Annotated in this window: 18 protein-coding genes; 9 read left to right on the top strand and 9 right to left on the bottom strand. The window is 64.0% G+C overall.

Annotated features, from left to right (window positions below; all coding sequences use genetic code 11):
* Positions 1 to 142: 142 nt before the first annotated feature.
* From LQV39_RS04275 to LQV39_RS04260, 4 genes are all read left to right on the top strand, one after another.
* The gene (locus LQV39_RS04275) at positions 143 to 1,627 is read left to right on the top strand and encodes a PLP-dependent aminotransferase family protein (protein ID WP_230020501.1); all 1,485 of its coding nucleotides are present in this window, start codon (positions 143 to 145) and stop codon (positions 1,625 to 1,627) included.
* Between the two features lie 10 nt (positions 1,628 to 1,637).
* Positions 1,638 to 2,318, top strand: coding sequence for a TetR/AcrR family transcriptional regulator (locus LQV39_RS04270; protein ID WP_230020500.1), 681 nt, complete (start codon positions 1,638 to 1,640; stop codon positions 2,316 to 2,318).
* Complete coding sequence (locus tag LQV39_RS04265) at positions 2,311 to 2,865, top strand: GNAT family N-acetyltransferase (protein ID WP_230020499.1); 555 nt, start codon at positions 2,311 to 2,313, stop codon at positions 2,863 to 2,865. The genes LQV39_RS04270 and LQV39_RS04265 overlap by 8 nt, the downstream gene beginning before the upstream one ends.
* 164 nt (positions 2,866 to 3,029) lie before the next feature.
* Positions 3,030 to 4,229, top strand: a complete 1,200-nt coding sequence (locus LQV39_RS04260) for a transposase (RefSeq protein WP_230020498.1) — start codon at positions 3,030 to 3,032, stop codon at positions 4,227 to 4,229.
* Here LQV39_RS04260 and LQV39_RS04255 read toward each other — a convergent pair.
* The 5 genes from LQV39_RS04255 to LQV39_RS04235 all read right to left on the bottom strand — a co-directional run bounded on the left by LQV39_RS04255 (position 4,226) and on the right by LQV39_RS04235 (position 7,085).
* Positions 4,226 to 4,639 (bottom strand): VOC family protein, encoded by a 414-nt coding sequence (locus tag LQV39_RS04255; RefSeq protein ID WP_230020497.1) that lies wholly within the window; start codon positions 4,637 to 4,639, stop codon positions 4,226 to 4,228. The two genes, LQV39_RS04260 and LQV39_RS04255, sit on opposite strands and share 4 nt — an antisense overlap.
* Positions 4,640 to 4,670: 31 nt before the next feature.
* Complete coding sequence (locus LQV39_RS04250; RefSeq protein WP_230020496.1) at positions 4,671 to 5,069, bottom strand: VOC family protein; 399 nt, start codon at positions 5,067 to 5,069, stop codon at positions 4,671 to 4,673.
* 112 nt (positions 5,070 to 5,181) lie between these two features.
* Positions 5,182 to 5,799, bottom strand: coding sequence for a glutathione S-transferase family protein (locus LQV39_RS04245; RefSeq protein WP_230020495.1), 618 nt, complete (start codon positions 5,797 to 5,799; stop codon positions 5,182 to 5,184).
* Positions 5,800 to 5,859: 60 nt separating this feature from the next.
* Positions 5,860 to 6,552 carry a YafY family protein gene (locus tag LQV39_RS04240; protein WP_230020494.1) on the bottom strand — a complete coding sequence of 231 codons (693 nt, stop codon included), beginning with the start codon at positions 6,550 to 6,552 and terminating at the stop codon, positions 5,860 to 5,862.
* Positions 6,549 to 7,085 carry a DinB family protein gene (locus LQV39_RS04235; RefSeq protein WP_230020493.1) on the bottom strand — a complete coding sequence of 179 codons (537 nt, stop codon included), beginning with the start codon at positions 7,083 to 7,085 and terminating at the stop codon, positions 6,549 to 6,551. The genes LQV39_RS04240 and LQV39_RS04235 overlap by 4 nt, the downstream gene beginning before the upstream one ends.
* A gap of 166 nt (positions 7,086 to 7,251) precedes the next feature.
* Between LQV39_RS04235 and LQV39_RS04230 the strand changes: the two genes are divergently transcribed.
* From LQV39_RS04230 to LQV39_RS04215, 4 genes are read left to right on the top strand one after another with little or no spacing between them, the layout of a single operon-like run.
* Complete coding sequence (locus tag LQV39_RS04230) at positions 7,252 to 7,506, top strand: hypothetical protein (protein ID WP_230020492.1); 255 nt, start codon at positions 7,252 to 7,254, stop codon at positions 7,504 to 7,506.
* A gap of 12 nt (positions 7,507 to 7,518) precedes the next feature.
* Positions 7,519 to 8,409: a sensor histidine kinase gene (locus LQV39_RS04225; protein WP_230020491.1), complete on the top strand. Its 891-nt coding sequence runs from the start codon at positions 7,519 to 7,521 to the stop codon at positions 8,407 to 8,409.
* Positions 8,409 to 9,194, top strand: coding sequence for a LytTR family DNA-binding domain-containing protein (locus tag LQV39_RS04220; protein WP_230020608.1), 786 nt, complete (start codon positions 8,409 to 8,411; stop codon positions 9,192 to 9,194). Before LQV39_RS04225 ends, LQV39_RS04220 begins: the two co-directional genes overlap by 1 nt.
* Positions 9,195 to 9,246: 52 nt before the next feature.
* Positions 9,247 to 9,669, top strand: a complete 423-nt coding sequence (locus LQV39_RS04215; protein ID WP_230020490.1) for a VOC family protein — start codon at positions 9,247 to 9,249, stop codon at positions 9,667 to 9,669.
* On the opposite strand, the gene LQV39_RS04210 is transcribed toward LQV39_RS04215, so the two are convergent.
* On the bottom strand, positions 9,666 to 10,451 hold the full coding sequence (locus LQV39_RS04210) for a DUF2076 family protein (RefSeq protein ID WP_230020489.1): 786 nt from the start codon (positions 10,449 to 10,451) through the stop codon (positions 9,666 to 9,668). The genes LQV39_RS04215 and LQV39_RS04210 overlap by 4 nt on opposite strands.
* 60 nt (positions 10,452 to 10,511) lie before the next feature.
* Positions 10,512 to 12,398, bottom strand: coding sequence for an ABC transporter ATP-binding protein/permease (locus tag LQV39_RS04205; RefSeq protein ID WP_230020488.1), 1,887 nt, complete (start codon positions 12,396 to 12,398; stop codon positions 10,512 to 10,514).
* A gap of 333 nt (positions 12,399 to 12,731) precedes the next feature.
* Here LQV39_RS04205 and LQV39_RS04200 point away from each other — a divergent pair, with 333 nt between their 5' ends.
* Positions 12,732 to 13,895, top strand: coding sequence for a PEP-CTERM sorting domain-containing protein (locus LQV39_RS04200; protein ID WP_230020487.1), 1,164 nt, complete (start codon positions 12,732 to 12,734; stop codon positions 13,893 to 13,895).
* A gap of 4 nt (positions 13,896 to 13,899) precedes the next feature.
* Here the strand turns inward: LQV39_RS04200 and LQV39_RS04195 are convergent, their stop codons facing one another.
* Positions 13,900 to 15,501 carry a murein L,D-transpeptidase gene (locus LQV39_RS04195; protein ID WP_230020486.1) on the bottom strand — a complete coding sequence of 534 codons (1,602 nt, stop codon included), beginning with the start codon at positions 15,499 to 15,501 and terminating at the stop codon, positions 13,900 to 13,902.
* 51 nt (positions 15,502 to 15,552) lie between these two features.
* On the bottom strand, positions 15,553 to 15,957 hold the full coding sequence (locus LQV39_RS04190) for a cytidine deaminase (protein WP_230020485.1): 405 nt from the start codon (positions 15,955 to 15,957) through the stop codon (positions 15,553 to 15,555).
* Between the last annotated feature and the right edge of the window lie 36 nt (positions 15,958 to 15,993).

Here is a 15,993-nt window from a genome sequence, read left to right as displayed (position 1 = left end):
AAGATTTACCAAATGGCAAAATCATCGTGCAATAATAGTCAGCAAGACAAGGGCGGCACATATACACAACCGGCGAAATCGGCCAACCGTACTGGCAGCATAACCTGTACAGTTTCCGGCGTCGCACCGGAAGGAGTCGGCAATGGCTGTATCTGGGGAACACCAGCGCGAAGTCCTGAATGAGCAAGATCCTGCCGCCAAGGACGGGAAGGCAGACTCTGCCTGGCCGGTGCTGCCCATCGCCCGTCAGCGCCGCGGCAGCCTGGTCGACCAGATCGTTGCGGCGATCATCGGGATGGTAAATCGGCGCGAACTACGCGTCGGCACCAAAATGCCCTCGGTTCGACAATTCGCAAAGGTCAACGCCGTCAGCACCTTCACAGTGGTCGAATCCTATGACCGCCTGTTGCACCTGGGCGTGCTGTCCTCGCGCCGCGGTTCCGGATTCTTCGTCGCGCGCTGCGGTCCCGATGCGCCGCAGCAGGCCTGCGCGCCTTCCGCCGCCGCAGCCGTCGATGCCCTGACTCCCGACCTGTATTCCGGCCAGTCCGATGCGCTGCCGGTCGGCGCCGGCTGGCTGCCGCCCGAGTGGTATGGCGAATCGACGATCCTTGATGCGGTGCGCCACGCGATGAAGATCCCGGCCGGCCGCCTGCGCGGCTACGGCCATCCGCTCGGCTTTCCGTCGCTGCGCCAGCACCTGTCCGCGAGCCTTTCCGCCGAACTGTGCGCGGTCGAACCCGAACAGATCCTGCTGACCCACGGCGCCACCCACGCTTTCGACCTGGTGCTGCGCACCCTCACGCGCCCCGGCGACGTGGTGTTCGTCGAAGATCCGGGCTACAGCAACCTGCTGGCCCTGGTGCGCCACCACGGCTGCGTCCCGGTCGGCATTCCGCGCGGCGCGGCCGGCCTGGACATGGAGGCGCTGGCGAGGGAGGCGGCCGCCCATCACCCGAAGCTCATGTTCGTCAACACGGTGCTGCAGAATCCCCTCGGCACTTCGCTGTCGCAGGCCCAGGCGCATCGCCTGCTGGCGCTGGCCGAACAATACGATTTCTGGCTGGTCGAGGACGACATCTACCGCGAACTGGCCGCGCCCGGCGAAGCCTCGCTGGCGGCGATGGATGGCCTGCGCCGGGTGATCCGCATCGGCAGCTTTTCGAAGACCCTGTCCCCGGTGCTGCGGGTCGGCTCGATCTGCGCGTCCTGCTCGCTGATCCCGGAGCTGGTGCGCGTCAAGATGCTGACCGGGCTGACGACCTCGGAGGTCAACGAGCGCGCCGTGTTCGACGCCGTCAGCAGCCGCGTCTACCGGCGCCAGGTCGAGCGCCTGGCGCAGCAGCTGATCGACGCTGGCGCGCGCGCCCAGGAGCGCCTGCTGGAGGCCGGTCTGCAACCATTGGCGCGTCCGCGCGGCGGCATGTTCGTCAGCGCCGGCTGGACGGCGCCCGCCACGCCCGGACAGAACGCCCGCACGATCGCCGAACGGGCGCTGCGCGCCGGCATCCTGCTCGCGCCCGGCGACTTCTTCTGCCTGCACGCGCCGGCCACGCCCTGGTTTCGCTTCAACGTCGCCTACGCGGCCGAACCGCAACTCCTCGACTTCCTCCGCACCTGCCTCTGACGCCATCGCCATGACCATCACAATCAACGAGACCAGCACCGAACCTGCCAGCGCCGCCCTCCCCGGCAAGCGCGTCCAGCACCGCGAGGAAGTCGAGAGCACGATCCTGCGCGAAGCCGTGCGCCTGTTCGCCGAGCGCGGCTTCGAAGGCACGCCGATCGCGGAAGTGGCCGAGCGCGCCGGCCTGTCGAAGCAGAACCTGATGTACTATTTCCCGACCAAGCAGGCGCTGTACAAGCGCGTGCTGGACGATGTGCTGGACGACTGGCTGGCGCGCATGGCCAGCCTGGCCGACCCCGACCAGGACCCGGCCGACGTGCTGCGCGCGTATGTGGCGGCCAAGCTGCGCTTCTCGCGCGAGCAGCCGCTGGCCTCGCGCGTGTATGCGATGGAAGTGATCGGCGGCGCCACCATGTACGGCGAACAGATACGCCACCGCGTGGTGCCGCTGCTGCGCCAGGACATCGCCGTGTTCGAACGCTGGATCGCGGACGGCCGCATCGCGCCCGTGAATGCCACGCACCTGCTGTTCGCGGTGTGGGCGATGACCCAGTCGTATGCGGACTTTTCGGCGCAGATGGCGCTGGTGCTGGGACGCGCCGAGTTGACGGCGCAGGATTTCGAGGAAGCCGAACGCGTCATCACGGCGATGGTACTGTCACTCACCGATCAAGGAAACAAGCATGCCTGAACTGAAGCCTGTCATTCTCACCACCGAGCGTCTGCGCCTGCGCTGGATGACGGAAGCCGACATCCCGGCCCATTACGCCATCTTTTCCGACCACGACGTGGCGCGCTACTGGAGCCGCGAACCCTGGACCGACATCGCCCAGGCCGAGGAATCGATCAAGACCATCCTGGCCGCCCACGCGGACGGCAGCGAGGCGCGCTTCGGCATCGAACTGCTGTCCACCGGCGAATTGATCGGCAACGTGGGCCTGCACCACTTCTTCGAGCAGAACCGCCGCTGCGAGATCGGCTACGCGCTCGGTAGCCGCCACTGGGGCCAGGGCTATGCCACCGAGGCGCTGCGCGCCGCTATCCAGTACGGCTTCGACGCCCTGAACCTGAACCGTATCGAAGCCGACATCGACCCGCGCAACGTCGGCTCGGGCCGGGTACTGGAAAAGGTCGGCTTCCGCAAAGAGGGCTTCATGCCCGAGCGCTGGTTCGTGTTCGGCGAGTTTGCCGACACGGTGAACTACGGGCTGTTGAAGCGTTACTGGGACGAGGCCTGAGGATAAAAATTTGCTCGCAACTTTCTTAAATCTGAACGATCTTCTTTAAATTGCGTGGTTTCATTTCCACTACCACCGCGCCGAATAAGGAAGGTCACCATTGCGTCCGAGCACAGAAAACTAAAACGGAACAATGACAGATATTTGGCTGTCGAAGGTGCACTATGTTCCTTGCGCATCGTATCCGACTCGACCCGAACAACGTGCAGGCGACCCACTTCGCGCGCGCAGCCGGCACTGCGCGCTTCGCCTATAACTGGGCACTGACCGAGTGGGAGCGACAGTATGAACTGTGCAAAGCCGATCCCTCGCTGCCGAAGCCGAACGAAGCAGCCCTACGACGCCAGCTTAATGGTATCAAGCGTGAAAAATTTTCGTGGATGTTGGAAGTGACGAAGAGCGCGCCTCAGATAGCCATCATGCAGCTGGGACGTGCGTTCGAAAACTTCTTTGCTAAGCGTGCTCGCTATCCAACGTTCCGGAGAAAGGGACGCGACGATCGCTTTGCTCTGAGCAACGACCAGTTTCGAGTTGAAGACCGCTACATCCGCGTTCCGAAGCTGGGTTGGGTCCGCATGCGCGAAGCGCTGCGGCTTACCGGGCGAATCCTTTCTGCCTCAATCTCGCGCTCAGCAAGCCACTGGTACGTAAGCATTACCGTTGACACCTCGGACCCATCTTTGCCTCCAACCGAAAATCAAGGTGTGGTAGGTGTGGATCTGGGGATCACTGCGCTAGCCACTTTATCGACGGGCGAGAAGTTCGCAGGTAGGAAGGCACTGCGCATTCTGCTTGGGCGACTCCGTCGCTTGTCACGAAATTTGTCACGCAAAGACAAAGGGTCTTGCAATCGAGCCAAGGCAAAGCTGAAACTGGCCAAACTGCATGTGAGGATCGCCAACATTCGCCGCGACAGTCTGCACCAGCTGAGTACAAGAATCACGCGGCGTTTTCATACAATCGTCATCGAGGATCTAAACGTCAAAGGGATGCTGACCAACGGTCGGCTTGCGCGCGCAATCGTCGACATGGGCTGGACCGAGCTGCGCAGGCAACTCGAGTACAAGTCGGCTTGGCGCAGTGGCCAAGTCGTTGTGGCGGATCGTTGGCATCCCAGCAGCAAGACTTGCTCGAGCTGCAGATACAAGATGGAGACGCTTGAGCTGAACATGCGACATTGGACGTGCCCGGGCTGCGGCGCGTTACACGACCGCGATGTCAACGCAGCCATCAACCTGAAAAACATGGCGGTCAGTTCGACCGTGTCTGCCTGTGGAGGGGAAGGCGCTGGTCTCGTGTCCAAGCACGAGGCGAAACCGTCCCCGATGAAGCAGGAATCCGACAGTAATCCTAGCTACGGCTAGCTTTGCGTAAGTTCGGAGGAACGGTTCATCCAGACCAGATTCCACAAATGGCCGTCGATGTCCTCGAATCCCTGGGTGACCATGAAGCCATGGTCTTCCAGCGGATGCGGGGTGCGGCCGCCGGCGGCGACGGCCTTCTCCACTAGGCTGGCCACTTCGTCGCGGTTGTCGAGCACCAGGCAGACGATGACTTCGTTGGCTTCCTTCGCCTGCACCACCGGCTTGTCGATCAGGGAGCGGAAGAAGTCCTCGGTCATCAGCATGGCGCTGATGCGGCCTTCCTCGATGATCACGTTGGCCGCGTGTTCGCCGGACATCTGCGGATTGAAACCGAAGCCCAGGCTGGCGAAGAAGGCCTTCGATTTTTCCAGGTCCTTGACCGGCAGGTTGAAAATGACTTGCTTGCTCATGACGTCTCCTCTTTTTAAGTGATCGAAAAAATCAGGCTTGCGGCGCCATCCACACGAGTTCCCATATGTGGCCGTCCAGGTCCTCGAAGGCGTGGGCGTACATGAAGCCGTGATCCTGCGACGGGCGCGGCGTGCGGCCGCCGGCGGCGACCGCCTTGGCCACCAGGCCGTCGACTTCCTCGCGGCTCTCGCAGCTCAGGCAGACCAGCACTTCGGTCGCTTCCTTCGCCTGCACGATGGGCTTGTCGATGAAGGTCTTGAAGAAGGGCTCCGTTAACAGCATCGCATAAATGCTGCCCTCGGCGATCACCATGCAGGCCCCGCTGTCGTTGGTGAACTGCGGGTTGAAGCTGTAGCCGAGGGCATTGAAGAAGGCCTTGGACTTGTCCAGGTCCTTGACCGGCAGGTTGACGAAGATTTGCTTGTTCATGACATCCCCATTGTTGAAAGCTGAGTTAAAAACCGCTGCTACATGCTGACGACGAGCGATAATGGGGGAAATCGACAAGCTTGTGAAAATATTTTTTTACCAGACCGCTTATTTACCAGACCGATTCCGTATTGCTCCAGGCCGGCAGCGCTTGCACCCGCTCGAACCAGGCCAGCAGGTGCGGATAGTCGTCCAGCGGCAGGCGCGCCCGCTCGCGGACCATCAGCGAGGCCGCCACCGCATAGTCGGCCAGGGTCACACCATCCCACACCAGCCAGCGGCGGCGCGCCAGGTGCTTGTCCAGCACCGCGGCCGCCTGGGCCAGGTCGGCGGCGCCGCGGGCCAGCTCGTTGACGTCGGCATCCTGTCCGGTCACCATCTTCTTCCACACGTTTTCCCAGGCGATCACGCCGATCGCCGGTGCAAAGTGCTGGCAGGCCCAGAACATCCAGCGGTTGACGTCGGCGCGGCCCAGCGGATCGGTCGGATACACCGTCTGGCCCGGCTTGCTGTCGGCGAGGTACTGCATGATCGCGCAGGATTCCCATAGTACGAAGCCGTCGTCGATCAGCACCGGGATCTTGTTGTTGTCGTTGATTTCCATGAGGCGCCGGCGGTCGGCCTCGCTCATCAGGTTGCACTCGACCAGATCCAGCTGGATGCCGAGGTGGTCGGCGGCCATCAGGACGCGGCGGGCGTTGGACGAATACGGGTGATAGTAGAGCTGCATTGCCATTCTCCTTCAGGTTGAGAGTCTGGCAATGTTAGGCAAAAGCCATGACAGATCCTGTCAGGAGTGGTCTGGGATATCGTGCAGCGCCCGCCACTGCTTCAGCAGCGCATGGCGCGGCGTCGGGTAGCGCTCAAAGCCCAGTTCGGCGTCGACGATGCGGTCGATGCGGAAGTGGCGGATCGCGTCGCGCAGCTCGCACCACGCCGCCATCACGCGGCGCTCCTGGAAGAAGGCCAGCGCGAAGGGCCAGACCACCCGTTCCGAAGCAGCGTCCTTTTCGTCGCGGTAGGCGATGCGCAGTTTGCACTGGCGGCGGATCGCTTCGCGCGCCGGCTGCACGAAGGGCTCGGGCGCCGCCGGCTGCGGCCCGGCCGGCACCCACAGGCTCATCTCCGCCATGTGGTCACGCAGGTCGCGCGGGGTGGCGGTGGCGATCTTGGCCAGCGCCTTGTCCGCCGCCGCGCTCAGGGCCGCATCGCCCTGGTGACGCACCCAGCGCGCGCCCAGCACCAGCGCCTCCAGCTCGTCGGCGTCGAACATCAGCGGCGGCAGGAAGAAGCCGGTGCGCAGCATGTAGCCGACGCCCGCCGAACCGTCGACGGGCGCCCCCAGCTGGGCCAGGGCCTGGATGTCGCGATAGATGGTGCGCTCGGAAACGCCGAGCTTTTCCGCCAGCTGGGCGGCGGTGACCGGGCGGCGGTTGCCGCGCAGGGCGTCCATTAGTTGGAAGAGGCGGCTGGTGCGGGTCATGGCGCGTCCGGTAGCAGCAGCACCAGGTCAGTCGCGCCGATATCGATGCTCAGCTGCGAAAATAGCGTGCTGGCCTGGCCGCGGTGATGCGTCTGGTGATTGAAAACGTGCAGGAGCACGTCGCCCAGGACTTTCCGGCCTTTGAAGCCATTCCTTGAGCTCCATTCGAGCGTTTCGCCCAATTGGGAAGAATCGACTTCCGCGCAGAAGGCGATGATCGCCTCGTCCAGCGTGGCCCTGAGTGCGCCCAGCCCGGCCAGGTTTCCGCACAGCGGCGTGGCCGGGAAGGCAGGCTGCGGCAACTGGTCCATGCAATGCAGCGACGCCAGGCCCGGCAGAAGGCTCGAAATGCGCTTGAACCAGAGGATGTCGCCGATCGCGATGTGGTTGAGCGTGCCGAAGACCGAGCCGAAAAACGCGCCCCGGTTCCGATGCAATTCCTCCTCGGACAGCCCGCTCGCCGCCTCGTACAGCTTCCGGTTCATCCATTGGTTGTACGAAGCCAGGTGAGCGAAGGTGGCGTTGGTGTGCATGGTGTGAAAGAATATTGGCGGTTTGCAATATTACAATAGCTGTCCATTTATCTGTCTGTATGACCGGTCATCCCATGTTTCCGGCATTTTGTCGGACACCGGTAGAAGCTTGCGGATTGCGCGATTACAGTAACTCCATCGAACATCACCACAGGAGTAGCACCTCATGAAAAGCGCAAACTTCAAAACCTTCTGCGACAGCATGGAAGACGTCGCCCGCGACATCGTGCGCGCCTGCCGCAAGGGCGTGCGCAGCATCGCCGCGATGCCGCTGCCGGCCATGATCGCCTGCTGCATCCTGCTGGCTTTCGTGATCAGCATCCTGCCGCTGGCCCTGTTCCTGTTCATCCTCTTCATGGGCGTGAAGGTGGTGGCCGGCGCCTTCGTCATCGACCGCCGCCGCACTGTGCGCGAGCAATAAGGAGTCCGTATCATGCGTGCCAGCGAGATCAATTCCGGGCTCGACTTCCTGCGCGACGCCTTCCGCGAAGCCAGCGTGCTGTGGTGGCGCTTCTTCGACTGGCTGGCGGTGGTCGAGTGGCGCCAGCTGGCCCTGACCTGGTTCCTCGCGCTGATGGTCTGCGTGCCGCTGAACGTGCCCGAGCCGGCGGTCTGGTATGTGATCGTCTCCTTCGGCGTCAAGGTGCTGGCCGGCGGCAAGCGCAAGGCCGAGCTGGTGGCCAAGGAAGCGACCATGCAGGCGAATGTCGCCACGCTGGAGCGGCGCCTGATGGAAGCGCAGATGGCGGCCCTGCAGGCTCAGGTCGAGCCGCACTTCCTGTTCAACACCCTGGCCCTGATCGGCCAGCTGATCGAAACCGATCCGCCTGAAGCGGCGCGCGTGCACGCCCACCTGATCGAATACCTGCGCTCGACCCTGCCGCAGATGCGCGCCCGTGACGGCGGCACGCTGGGCAAGCAGGTCGAACTGTCGAAGGCCTACCTGGCGATCATGCAGGCGCGGATGAAGGAGCGCCTCAACGTGCGCTTCGAGGTGCCGGACTTCCTCGGCAGCGCGCCCTTCCCGCCGATGATGCTGCAGACCCTGATCGAGAACTCGATCAAGCACGGCCTGGAGCCGAAGATCGCCGGCGGCACCGTCACCGTGCGCGCCTACGTCGACGGCTTCACCCTGCACGTCGAGGTCTGCGACGACGGCATCGGCATCGACCCGCACGCCGACGACGGCATCGGCCTGGCGAACATCCGCGAACGCCTGCAGCTGCTGTATGGCGCGAACGCCGAGCTGGTGATCCACACCCCGCCCGCCGGCGGCGCCTGCGCCCTGATCAAACTGCCCTACAAGATGATGGAGACCGCATGATGAACGACGGCGCACTCACCGCCATGATCGCCGACGACGAAGCGCCGATGCGCGACCTGCTGCGCGCCCGCCTGGCCGCGGTCTGGCCGGAACTGCGCATCGTCGCCGAGGCCGCGAACGGCGTCGAAGCCGTGGCGCTGGGCGAGCAGCACAAGCCGGACATCGCCTTCCTCGACATCCGCATGCCGGGTCTGAACGGCATCGAGGCGGCGCGCCAGCTGTACCAGCGCTCGCACATTGTGTTCGCCACCGCCTACGACCAGTACGCGCTGGACGCCTTCGAACAGGGCGCGCTCGACTACCTGCTGAAGCCGGTGAGCGCGGAGCGCCTGGCCACCACCTGCGCGCGCCTGCGCAGCCGCATCCAGGCGCACTCGCCGGTGCAGCCGGACATCGGCCAGCAGCTGGCGAAGCTGACCTCGCTGTTGGAACACAAGGGCACCGAAAAGCCGAAGGCCGGCTACCTGCGCTGGATCCAGGCCCAGGTCGGCGCTAGCCTGCGCATGGTGAGCACGCGCGAGGTCCTGTTCTTCCAGTCCGACGAAAAGTACACACGGGTGCAGACGGCCAGCGCCGAATTCCTGATCCGCAAGACGCTGAAGGAGCTGGCCGAAGAGCTCGACCCGGACGAGTTCTGGCGCATCCACCGCTCGACCCTGGTGCGCGTGGACGCCATCGGCGAAGTCGCGCGCGACCTGCGCGGACGCCATATGCTCAGGCTGCGCGGCCATCCCTTCGAACTCGAAGTGAGCCGCAATCACACCTATCTGTTCCAGCAGATGTGAATCGCCCTGCTCCGCTGGTAGGATGAGCGCATCATCCTACCGAGGAGTTGCCATGCCATCCGTAGCCATTCCCTGCATGCGTTACCGCGACGCGCCCGCCGCCATCGACTGGCTGTGCCAGGCCTTCGGCTTCGAATGCCAGATGATAGTGCCGGGCAGCGGCGACGCCATCGCCCACGCCCAGCTGACGCTGAACGGCGGCATGATCATGCTCGGCTCGGTCAGCAACGACAACGAATACGGCAAGCTGCTGGTGCAGCCGGACCAGATCAACGGCCGCCAGACCCAGACCGTCTACCTGCACGTGGAGGATGCGGACCGGATCTGCGAGCGCGCGCGCACCGTCGGCGCCCTCATCCTGCAGGAGCCGGCCGATGCCGCATACGGCAGCCGCGAGTTCATGTGCCGCGACCCCGAAGGCCACATCTGGAACGTGGGGACCTACGATCCCTGGAAGCCCGCGACAGATAATTAGCCGAACAGGCCCTCGTCGGAACCATCGCCATCGAAGAAGCCGCCCGTGCTGTCAAGCGTGCCGCTATCGTCCAGGCCACTGTCGAACAAGCCTTCCGAGGCGACGTCGCCTGAGCCGCTGTCCAGCAGATGGTTGCCGGAGCCGCCGCCGATGTCGCCCAGGCCGGCCTGGTCGGCCAGCGCACTGCCCGACTGGTCGCTGAACAGGTTGTTGCCCGGGTCGTCGCCGTTCAGCAGGTGGTTGCCGCCGCCCTGATCATGGTGGTGGAACATGTTGTCCAGGCCATGGAACAGGAAGTTGCCTGCGGCCACGCCGGCGGCCGTCGCCGCGATCGAGCCCAGCAGGCCGCCGCCACCGCCCAGGAAGCCGCCGGAACGGGAGCCGAACATGCCGCCCATCATCGACGGTTGCTGGTATTGCGGCTGGTATTGCTGTGGCGGGTAATCGCGCGGGTCGCGATAGTATTCGCGCCGCTCCTGCTGCATCGGTGCACTTGCGGGACGCGAACCGCCGCTATTCCCCCAGGCATTCGCATCCAGGAAGCGCCTGTCGCCCTGCTGGACGTTCTGCAGCTGATTTTGCAGCTGTGCAATCTGCTCTTTCGCATTGTTCAGCGCCTGCTCCTGCAGCAGCGAGCGCTGCACCAGCAGGTAGGCGGCGTCGGGCTGCTGGGCGACCGCGCGCTGGATCAGCGCATCGGCTTCCGGGTCTTTCTGGATACCGCGCGCCTGGATCAGCTGGCTCAGGAAATCGTGCAACATCTGTGAATCTTGCGGGCTCATGACTTTGCCTCCTTAATATGATTCCGGATAGGCCTTCATGTTGAGGGCGTGATCAGGATTTCAAGTCGCCGCAGCCACTTTACGCGCTTGCCGCGCCGGCTGCGGATTCGGGTTCGGGTTCAGGTTCGGGTTCGGGTTGCCGGCGCCGGCGCGCGCCCCGGCGGCCGGCGCATCGAATGCAAACGCGCCAGCCTCATGCACCTCCCACGCGCCCTCGCCCGTCAGGTGCAGCACGTGGGTGTGGTGGCGCAGCACGGCGGGCCGGTGGGCGATGCTGATCAGAGTCGTACCGCTGTCGCGCAGGCGCGCGTAGAGCGAGGTTTCGTTGGCGCTGTCGAGCGCGCTGGTCGCTTCATCGAGGATGACGATGCCCGGCGCATGCACCAGCACGCGGCCGAAGGCCAGGCGCTGCTGCTCGCCCACCGACAGCAGCTTTTCCCAGTCCTCCACCGCATCCAGGCCGCCCACGCGCTCGGCCAGGCGCGGCAGGTGGACCAGCTCCAGGATCTCCAGCAACTGCTCGTCACTGAGGTCCGTATCTGCGCTGGGATAGATCAGCTGGCTGCGCAGCGTGCCCGCCTGCAGGTAGGGCTGCTGGGGCAGGAAGAAACAGTCTTCGATGGGCGGATGGTGGATCGCGCCGCTACCGGTGTGCCACAGGCCCGCGATCGCCCGCAGCAGCGAGCTCTTGCCGCAACCGCTGTCGCCGGTGATCAGGAGCGCATCGCCGGGCTTCAGCACCAGGTTCAGTTCCTTGATCAGCACGCGCTCCGATTGCGGCGGATGCAGCGTCAGGGCTTCCAGCGTCAGGTGCCGGGCCGGGTGGCGCTGGATGCGCGGGTGCGCGCCCTCGTCGGGGTACTCCTCGGCCACGCCGGGCAGCACCAGCTCGGACAAAGCCTGCAGGCGGCCGATGCCGGCCACGAAGCGGCTCAGGCTCTCGAAATTGTCGACGATGACGCCCACCGCGCCCAGCACCGCGGTGAAGGCGCCGGCGGCCTGGATCGCCCGCCCCACTTCCAGCTCTCCCGACAGCACGCCGTCGGCCAGGATCACGCCCGGCAGCACCAGGGTCAGCTGGCTGAAGGTGCGCTGGAAAAAGTTGAGGTTGCGCTGCTTCCGGATCAGGCGGGCGAAGTTGTTGATCACCTTGTCCAGCTTGCTGTCGATGTGGGCCCGCTCCTGCGCTTCGCCGCGGTAGAAGGCGATCGATTCGGCATTCTCGCGCACACGCATCAGGCTGAAGCGGAAGTCCGCCTCGCGCCGCAGCTGCCAGAAATTCAGGTGGATCAGCGGCGTGCCGAAGACCCACAGGGCGATCGCGGTGCCGACCGTCGCATACACCGCCAGCACGCCGACCAGCAGGTGCGAGATCGACCACAGCACGGCGCTGAAGGCGACCAGCTGCATGATGGAACCCAGGAAGATCAGCAGGAAGTTGATCGACCTGCCCGTAAAGGTGTTGATGTCCTCGCTGATGCGCTGGTCGGGGTTGTCGATGCCGCTGTCGGACCCGAGCTCATAGTATTTGCGGCCTTTCAGGTAGCCGTCGAGGAAGCGGCCGGTGAGCCAGCGCCGCCACTGGTTCGCGAACAGGTCGCGCATGTAGTAATAGAAGGCATAGACCGGCACCGCAAAGGCCAGCACGAACAGGCACATCCGCACCGATTTCCAGAAGCGGGGGCCCTCTTTGGCGGCCAGCGCCGAGGTCATTTCGCCGGACTGGTCGTTCAGCATGACCGCCAGCTTGGTCTCGACCAGCATCAGCACGATCAGGAGCAGCAGCAGAACCCAGGCTTTCTTCTTTTGCTCGCCCAGCCAGTACGGTTTCGCCACGCTGAGGAATTGCTTCCACGCGTCAACAGACAAGGGAGCGGCGCGGCGGCGCTTGGGGGCCGGACCTTCATCGGTCTCGGCTTCGGTGAATGCAGAAGATAGCTTGCTCATGGTGGCGCCGCCGTGTTTGCATGTTTACGCCCCCAGCATAGGAGCAGGCATGAGCTCGTTCAGTGCGGAAACAGACATAGCAGGCGTGTGTGGCAGCGCGCGTTCGCCATTCCAAGTGTCAAGTTTGAGCTTGGCCATAAGGCTTTAACAAGCAAAAACATTGACACAAATTAATGTCGGTTTTTTTTACACAATATTTACGAAACACATTTAACAAACGTAAATACAATTTAAATCAGATATTTAAATTGCAGGCACGATAGTTGCTTAATAAAACCTAGCTCTTCAGTATGTCTACCAATCCGGATAAAAGAGATAGAAGAAAGGTCCAAAATGTCACTTAAGCCGCTCACCGCAGTTGTTTCGAGCTATATCGCACTTCTAGCCGTGTCGACCAGTGCACATGCTGGCGTCGTCACGTCGAGCCAGGGTTTCACGGCGACCGTATCGGCGCCTTCTTTGAGCGGCGCCGGGAAGACGAGCCAGAAAACGTCGGTGATGACGAGCTTCAACCAGTTCGATGCCAGCCAAGGTGTTCTGACCGGCGTGAACGTCGGCACGAAGACCGCTGCGACCAGCGTGCAGAACACCAGCGTCGATTTCAGCTACAACAGGAATACGCCAAACGGCACGACCACCGGCACCGTGCAGAGCACGATCGGCTTCAACGCTGCAGGCGCAAGCGATAGCGCAGCGTCAACGCCAAGCAAAACGACAGTGAATTGCACACGTACGGTGGCGGCGCCCAACACGGCGGCAAAGTGCGGAAGCGGTCCTGTAGTGAACACCAACAACACCGTTGCAACGGCATCGGGCAAGTCTTCCGGCGCCATATCCGATGACCTCTCCAAAACGGTCGACAACGCCTACCTGAACGATTATGTGGGCGCTGGCAAGGTCGATGTCACCGAGTCGCTCGAAGTCAGCTCCAGCAATTCAGGTGCCATCAGCGGCGCCACTGTGACGACCAAAGCGAACGCCACCTGGAACGGCACGACGACGCTGAGCTATATCTACCAGGACCATGCAAGCGCCGGCTTCGGCGGTATCGCCGGCAATACGCTGGACCTGGATTTCGGTTCGTACAATTTGGGCGACAAGGTCGGCAGCCTCAATTTTTCGCTGGCCAATCTGCTCGGCGACCGCGTCGCATTGAGCCTGATCGGTATCAGCCAGACTGGCGACACCGCCAATCAGTTTTTGACAAACCTTGCAACGTTCGACGACTTGATCGCGGGCGATAGCACCCTGTTCCAGGCTGACTTCTCGGCAAGCGCGGTGGGCATGCACTACGCCACCTACCTTCTGACCTTCGGCGACTACGCACCGGACGCAGCGTCGAACAGCCTGTACTCGGGATCGACCTTGACCCTGAATCTGTACGGTGCAGTCATGGCGCCGACGAACCAGCACGTCGACGTGCCAGAACCGGCGTCGATCATGCTGCTGGGCCTGGGCGCTGCAGCCTTCGGCTTGAGCCGCAAGCGCCGTCGTTGAGTCGTCAGTGCGCCGCGGCGGCGGTCTTGCCCTGCCGCGCCGCCAGTTCCTGCTCGAGCGTCGCGTCGCGGCCGTAGATATCGGCGACGAACATCGGGCTGCCCTCGTTGTCGACGATGGCGGTGGCGTAGAGAATCGCGACCGGCACCGCGTGGACCAGGTCGACGTGCCGCGTCGGCCCCGGCTGCAGCGCGTCCTGGATGGCGTCGGCGCTCCACTTGCGCTGCCCGCCCAGCACGAACTGGGCCAGTGCGGCCGGATGCTCGACGCGGATGCAGCCATGCGACAGGTCGCGCCGGCTGCGCTCGAACAGCTCGCGCGCCGGCGTCGAATGCAGGTAGATGTCCATCGGATTCGGCATCGCGAACTTGATCGCGCCCAGCGAATTCTTCGGACCCGGGCGCTGGCGCACGCGCGCCTTTCCTGCCTTGAGCTCGGCCACGCTCGCTCCCTGGGGCACCGTCTCCATGTCGTGCTGCTTCAAATAGGCAGGGTTGCGCTCGAGCCTGGGCAGGATCTCCCTGTCGAGAATGCTGCGCGGGACGTTCCAGTAAGGGTTGAATTCGAGGTAGCGCATCTGTCCCACGAACAGCGGCGTCTCGGTCTTCACCGCGGCGCCGACCACCACCCGCATCTCGAGCGGCGGCTCGGCGCTGCCGTTCTGGAAGGCCCACAAGCGGTACATCGGCAAATCGACGACGATCAGCGGGCCGGGGCCGAAATCCGGCAACCAGCGCAGGCGCTCGAGGCTCAGTTCGAGCTGGCGCACACGGCGCGCGGGCGGCACATTGAGCGCGGCGACGGTGCCGCGGCCCAGCACGCCGTCATCGAGCAGTCCATGGCGGGCCTGGAAGCGCCGGACACCCTCTTCCAGCTGCTCGCTGTAGATGCCCTCCGCCGGCGGCGGCGTATTGGCCGGCAGGTCGCCCAGCAGCACCAGGCGCTCGAACAGCGCCTGCGCGGCCGGATAGACGCCGCCGGAAGTGAGCTTGCCGCCCGGCGCCGGCAATGCCGGATACGGCTTCCTGGCCAGCGCGCGGTATTGCGCCAGCGCCGCCTTGACCTGCCCGTACTGGCGGATCTGCGGCTCGGCCGCCTTCACCGCGGCCTGCAGCTTGCCGCCGGCGAGGCCGGTACGCAGGCGCTCGACCGGGTCGTACTGCTTCAGGCGCGGATCGGGAAGACGGGTATGGTATTCGGAACGCACGCGGCCGACGCGCAGGTCGGCCAGGTAGTGCAGCATCGCCGAGGTGAGCGCGACGTCGAACTTTGCGGCATCGGCGCCGCCTGCGCTCAGCTGCTTCTGCAGCGCGTCGGCGCCGTAGTCGCGCGGATCGAGGCCCTGCAGCGCGGCCTGGCGCAGCACCCACAAGGCTGCGGCAGCGGTCGACGGATTCCAGGCGGGCGTGTATTTGCGCGGCGCGTAGAAGCGCTCGAGCCAGCCGCGTTCGTCGTAGGGTCCCGTGGGCGTTACAGGGCTTCGTGTAGCCTGGACAGCCAGGTCATGGATGACGGCGGGGATAGGTTGTGCGTAGGTGCTACAGGGTGCAAGCGCCGCAACTGCGCAAAACGCGAGCGCGGCGCCGATTTTCTGGCTGAATTTCATCGGTACATCCGGACATCGGCAACCGGGCGTTGCCGACGTCCATCATACCAGTTACTTGTTCAGATCCCAGCCACCGAAGGCGTTCGGGAGCTGGCCGGCCGCGGTGGTCTCCATCAGGTCGCCCTTCAGGTTGGCCAGCACCACAGGCAGCTCGTTACCGCCCAGCTCCAGGGTCACCTGGCGGCAGGCGCCGCAGGGGGCAATCGGGCCGTCGGTGTCGCCGATCACGGCCAGGGCCGTGAAATCGCCAGGCTTGTAGCCGCTGGCGATGGCCGAGAAAAAGGCCGTGCGCTCGGCGCAGTTGCACAGGCCGTAGGAGGCGTTTTCCACGTTACAGCCGCGGAAAATACGCCCGTCCCTGCATTCCAGCGCGGCGCCGACCTTGAACTTCGAGTACGGGGTGTAGGCCAGTTCGCGGGCGGCGCGGGCTTCTTCGATCAGTTTTTCGTATTTCATGAGCTTACCTTTTGCCGTCATCCCCGCGAAAGCGAG

The sequence above is a fragment of the Massilia sp. Bi118 genome, assembly GCF_918697865.1.
Taxonomy (GTDB): domain Bacteria; phylum Pseudomonadota; class Gammaproteobacteria; order Burkholderiales; family Burkholderiaceae_D; genus Telluria.
Note: the sequence above shows the minus strand (reverse complement) of the source record. Positions and strands in the feature narration are given on the sequence as shown.

Coding starts and splice junctions, on each gene's coding strand:
- LQV39_RS04215 (WP_230020490.1), top strand. CDS start 9,247: ATGCCATCCGTAGCCATTCCCTGCATGCGTTACCGCGACGCGCCCGCC.
- LQV39_RS04200 (WP_230020487.1), top strand. CDS start 12,732: ATGTCACTTAAGCCGCTCACCGCAGTTGTTTCGAGCTATATCGCACTT.
- LQV39_RS04190 (WP_230020485.1), bottom strand. CDS start 15,957: ATGAAATACGAAAAACTGATCGAAGAAGCCCGCGCCGCCCGCGAACTG.
- LQV39_RS04265 (WP_230020499.1), top strand. CDS start 2,311: ATGCCTGAACTGAAGCCTGTCATTCTCACCACCGAGCGTCTGCGCCTG.
- LQV39_RS04220 (WP_230020608.1), top strand. CDS start 8,409: ATGAACGACGGCGCACTCACCGCCATGATCGCCGACGACGAAGCGCCG.
- LQV39_RS04255 (WP_230020497.1), bottom strand. CDS start 4,639: ATGAGCAAGCAAGTCATTTTCAACCTGCCGGTCAAGGACCTGGAAAAA.
- LQV39_RS04260 (WP_230020498.1), top strand. CDS start 3,030: ATGTTCCTTGCGCATCGTATCCGACTCGACCCGAACAACGTGCAGGCG.
- LQV39_RS04210 (WP_230020489.1), bottom strand. CDS start 10,451: ATGAGCCCGCAAGATTCACAGATGTTGCACGATTTCCTGAGCCAGCTG.
- LQV39_RS04250 (WP_230020496.1), bottom strand. CDS start 5,069: ATGAACAAGCAAATCTTCGTCAACCTGCCGGTCAAGGACCTGGACAAG.
- LQV39_RS04225 (WP_230020491.1), top strand. CDS start 7,519: ATGCGTGCCAGCGAGATCAATTCCGGGCTCGACTTCCTGCGCGACGCC.
- LQV39_RS04270 (WP_230020500.1), top strand. CDS start 1,638: ATGACCATCACAATCAACGAGACCAGCACCGAACCTGCCAGCGCCGCC.
- LQV39_RS04235 (WP_230020493.1), bottom strand. CDS start 7,085: ATGCACACCAACGCCACCTTCGCTCACCTGGCTTCGTACAACCAATGG.
- LQV39_RS04245 (WP_230020495.1), bottom strand. CDS start 5,799: ATGCAGCTCTACTATCACCCGTATTCGTCCAACGCCCGCCGCGTCCTG.
- LQV39_RS04205 (WP_230020488.1), bottom strand. CDS start 12,398: ATGAGCAAGCTATCTTCTGCATTCACCGAAGCCGAGACCGATGAAGGT.
- LQV39_RS04230 (WP_230020492.1), top strand. CDS start 7,252: ATGAAAAGCGCAAACTTCAAAACCTTCTGCGACAGCATGGAAGACGTC.
- LQV39_RS04240 (WP_230020494.1), bottom strand. CDS start 6,552: ATGACCCGCACCAGCCGCCTCTTCCAACTAATGGACGCCCTGCGCGGC.
- LQV39_RS04275 (WP_230020501.1), top strand. CDS start 143: ATGGCTGTATCTGGGGAACACCAGCGCGAAGTCCTGAATGAGCAAGAT.
- LQV39_RS04195 (WP_230020486.1), bottom strand. CDS start 15,501: ATGAAATTCAGCCAGAAAATCGGCGCCGCGCTCGCGTTTTGCGCAGTT.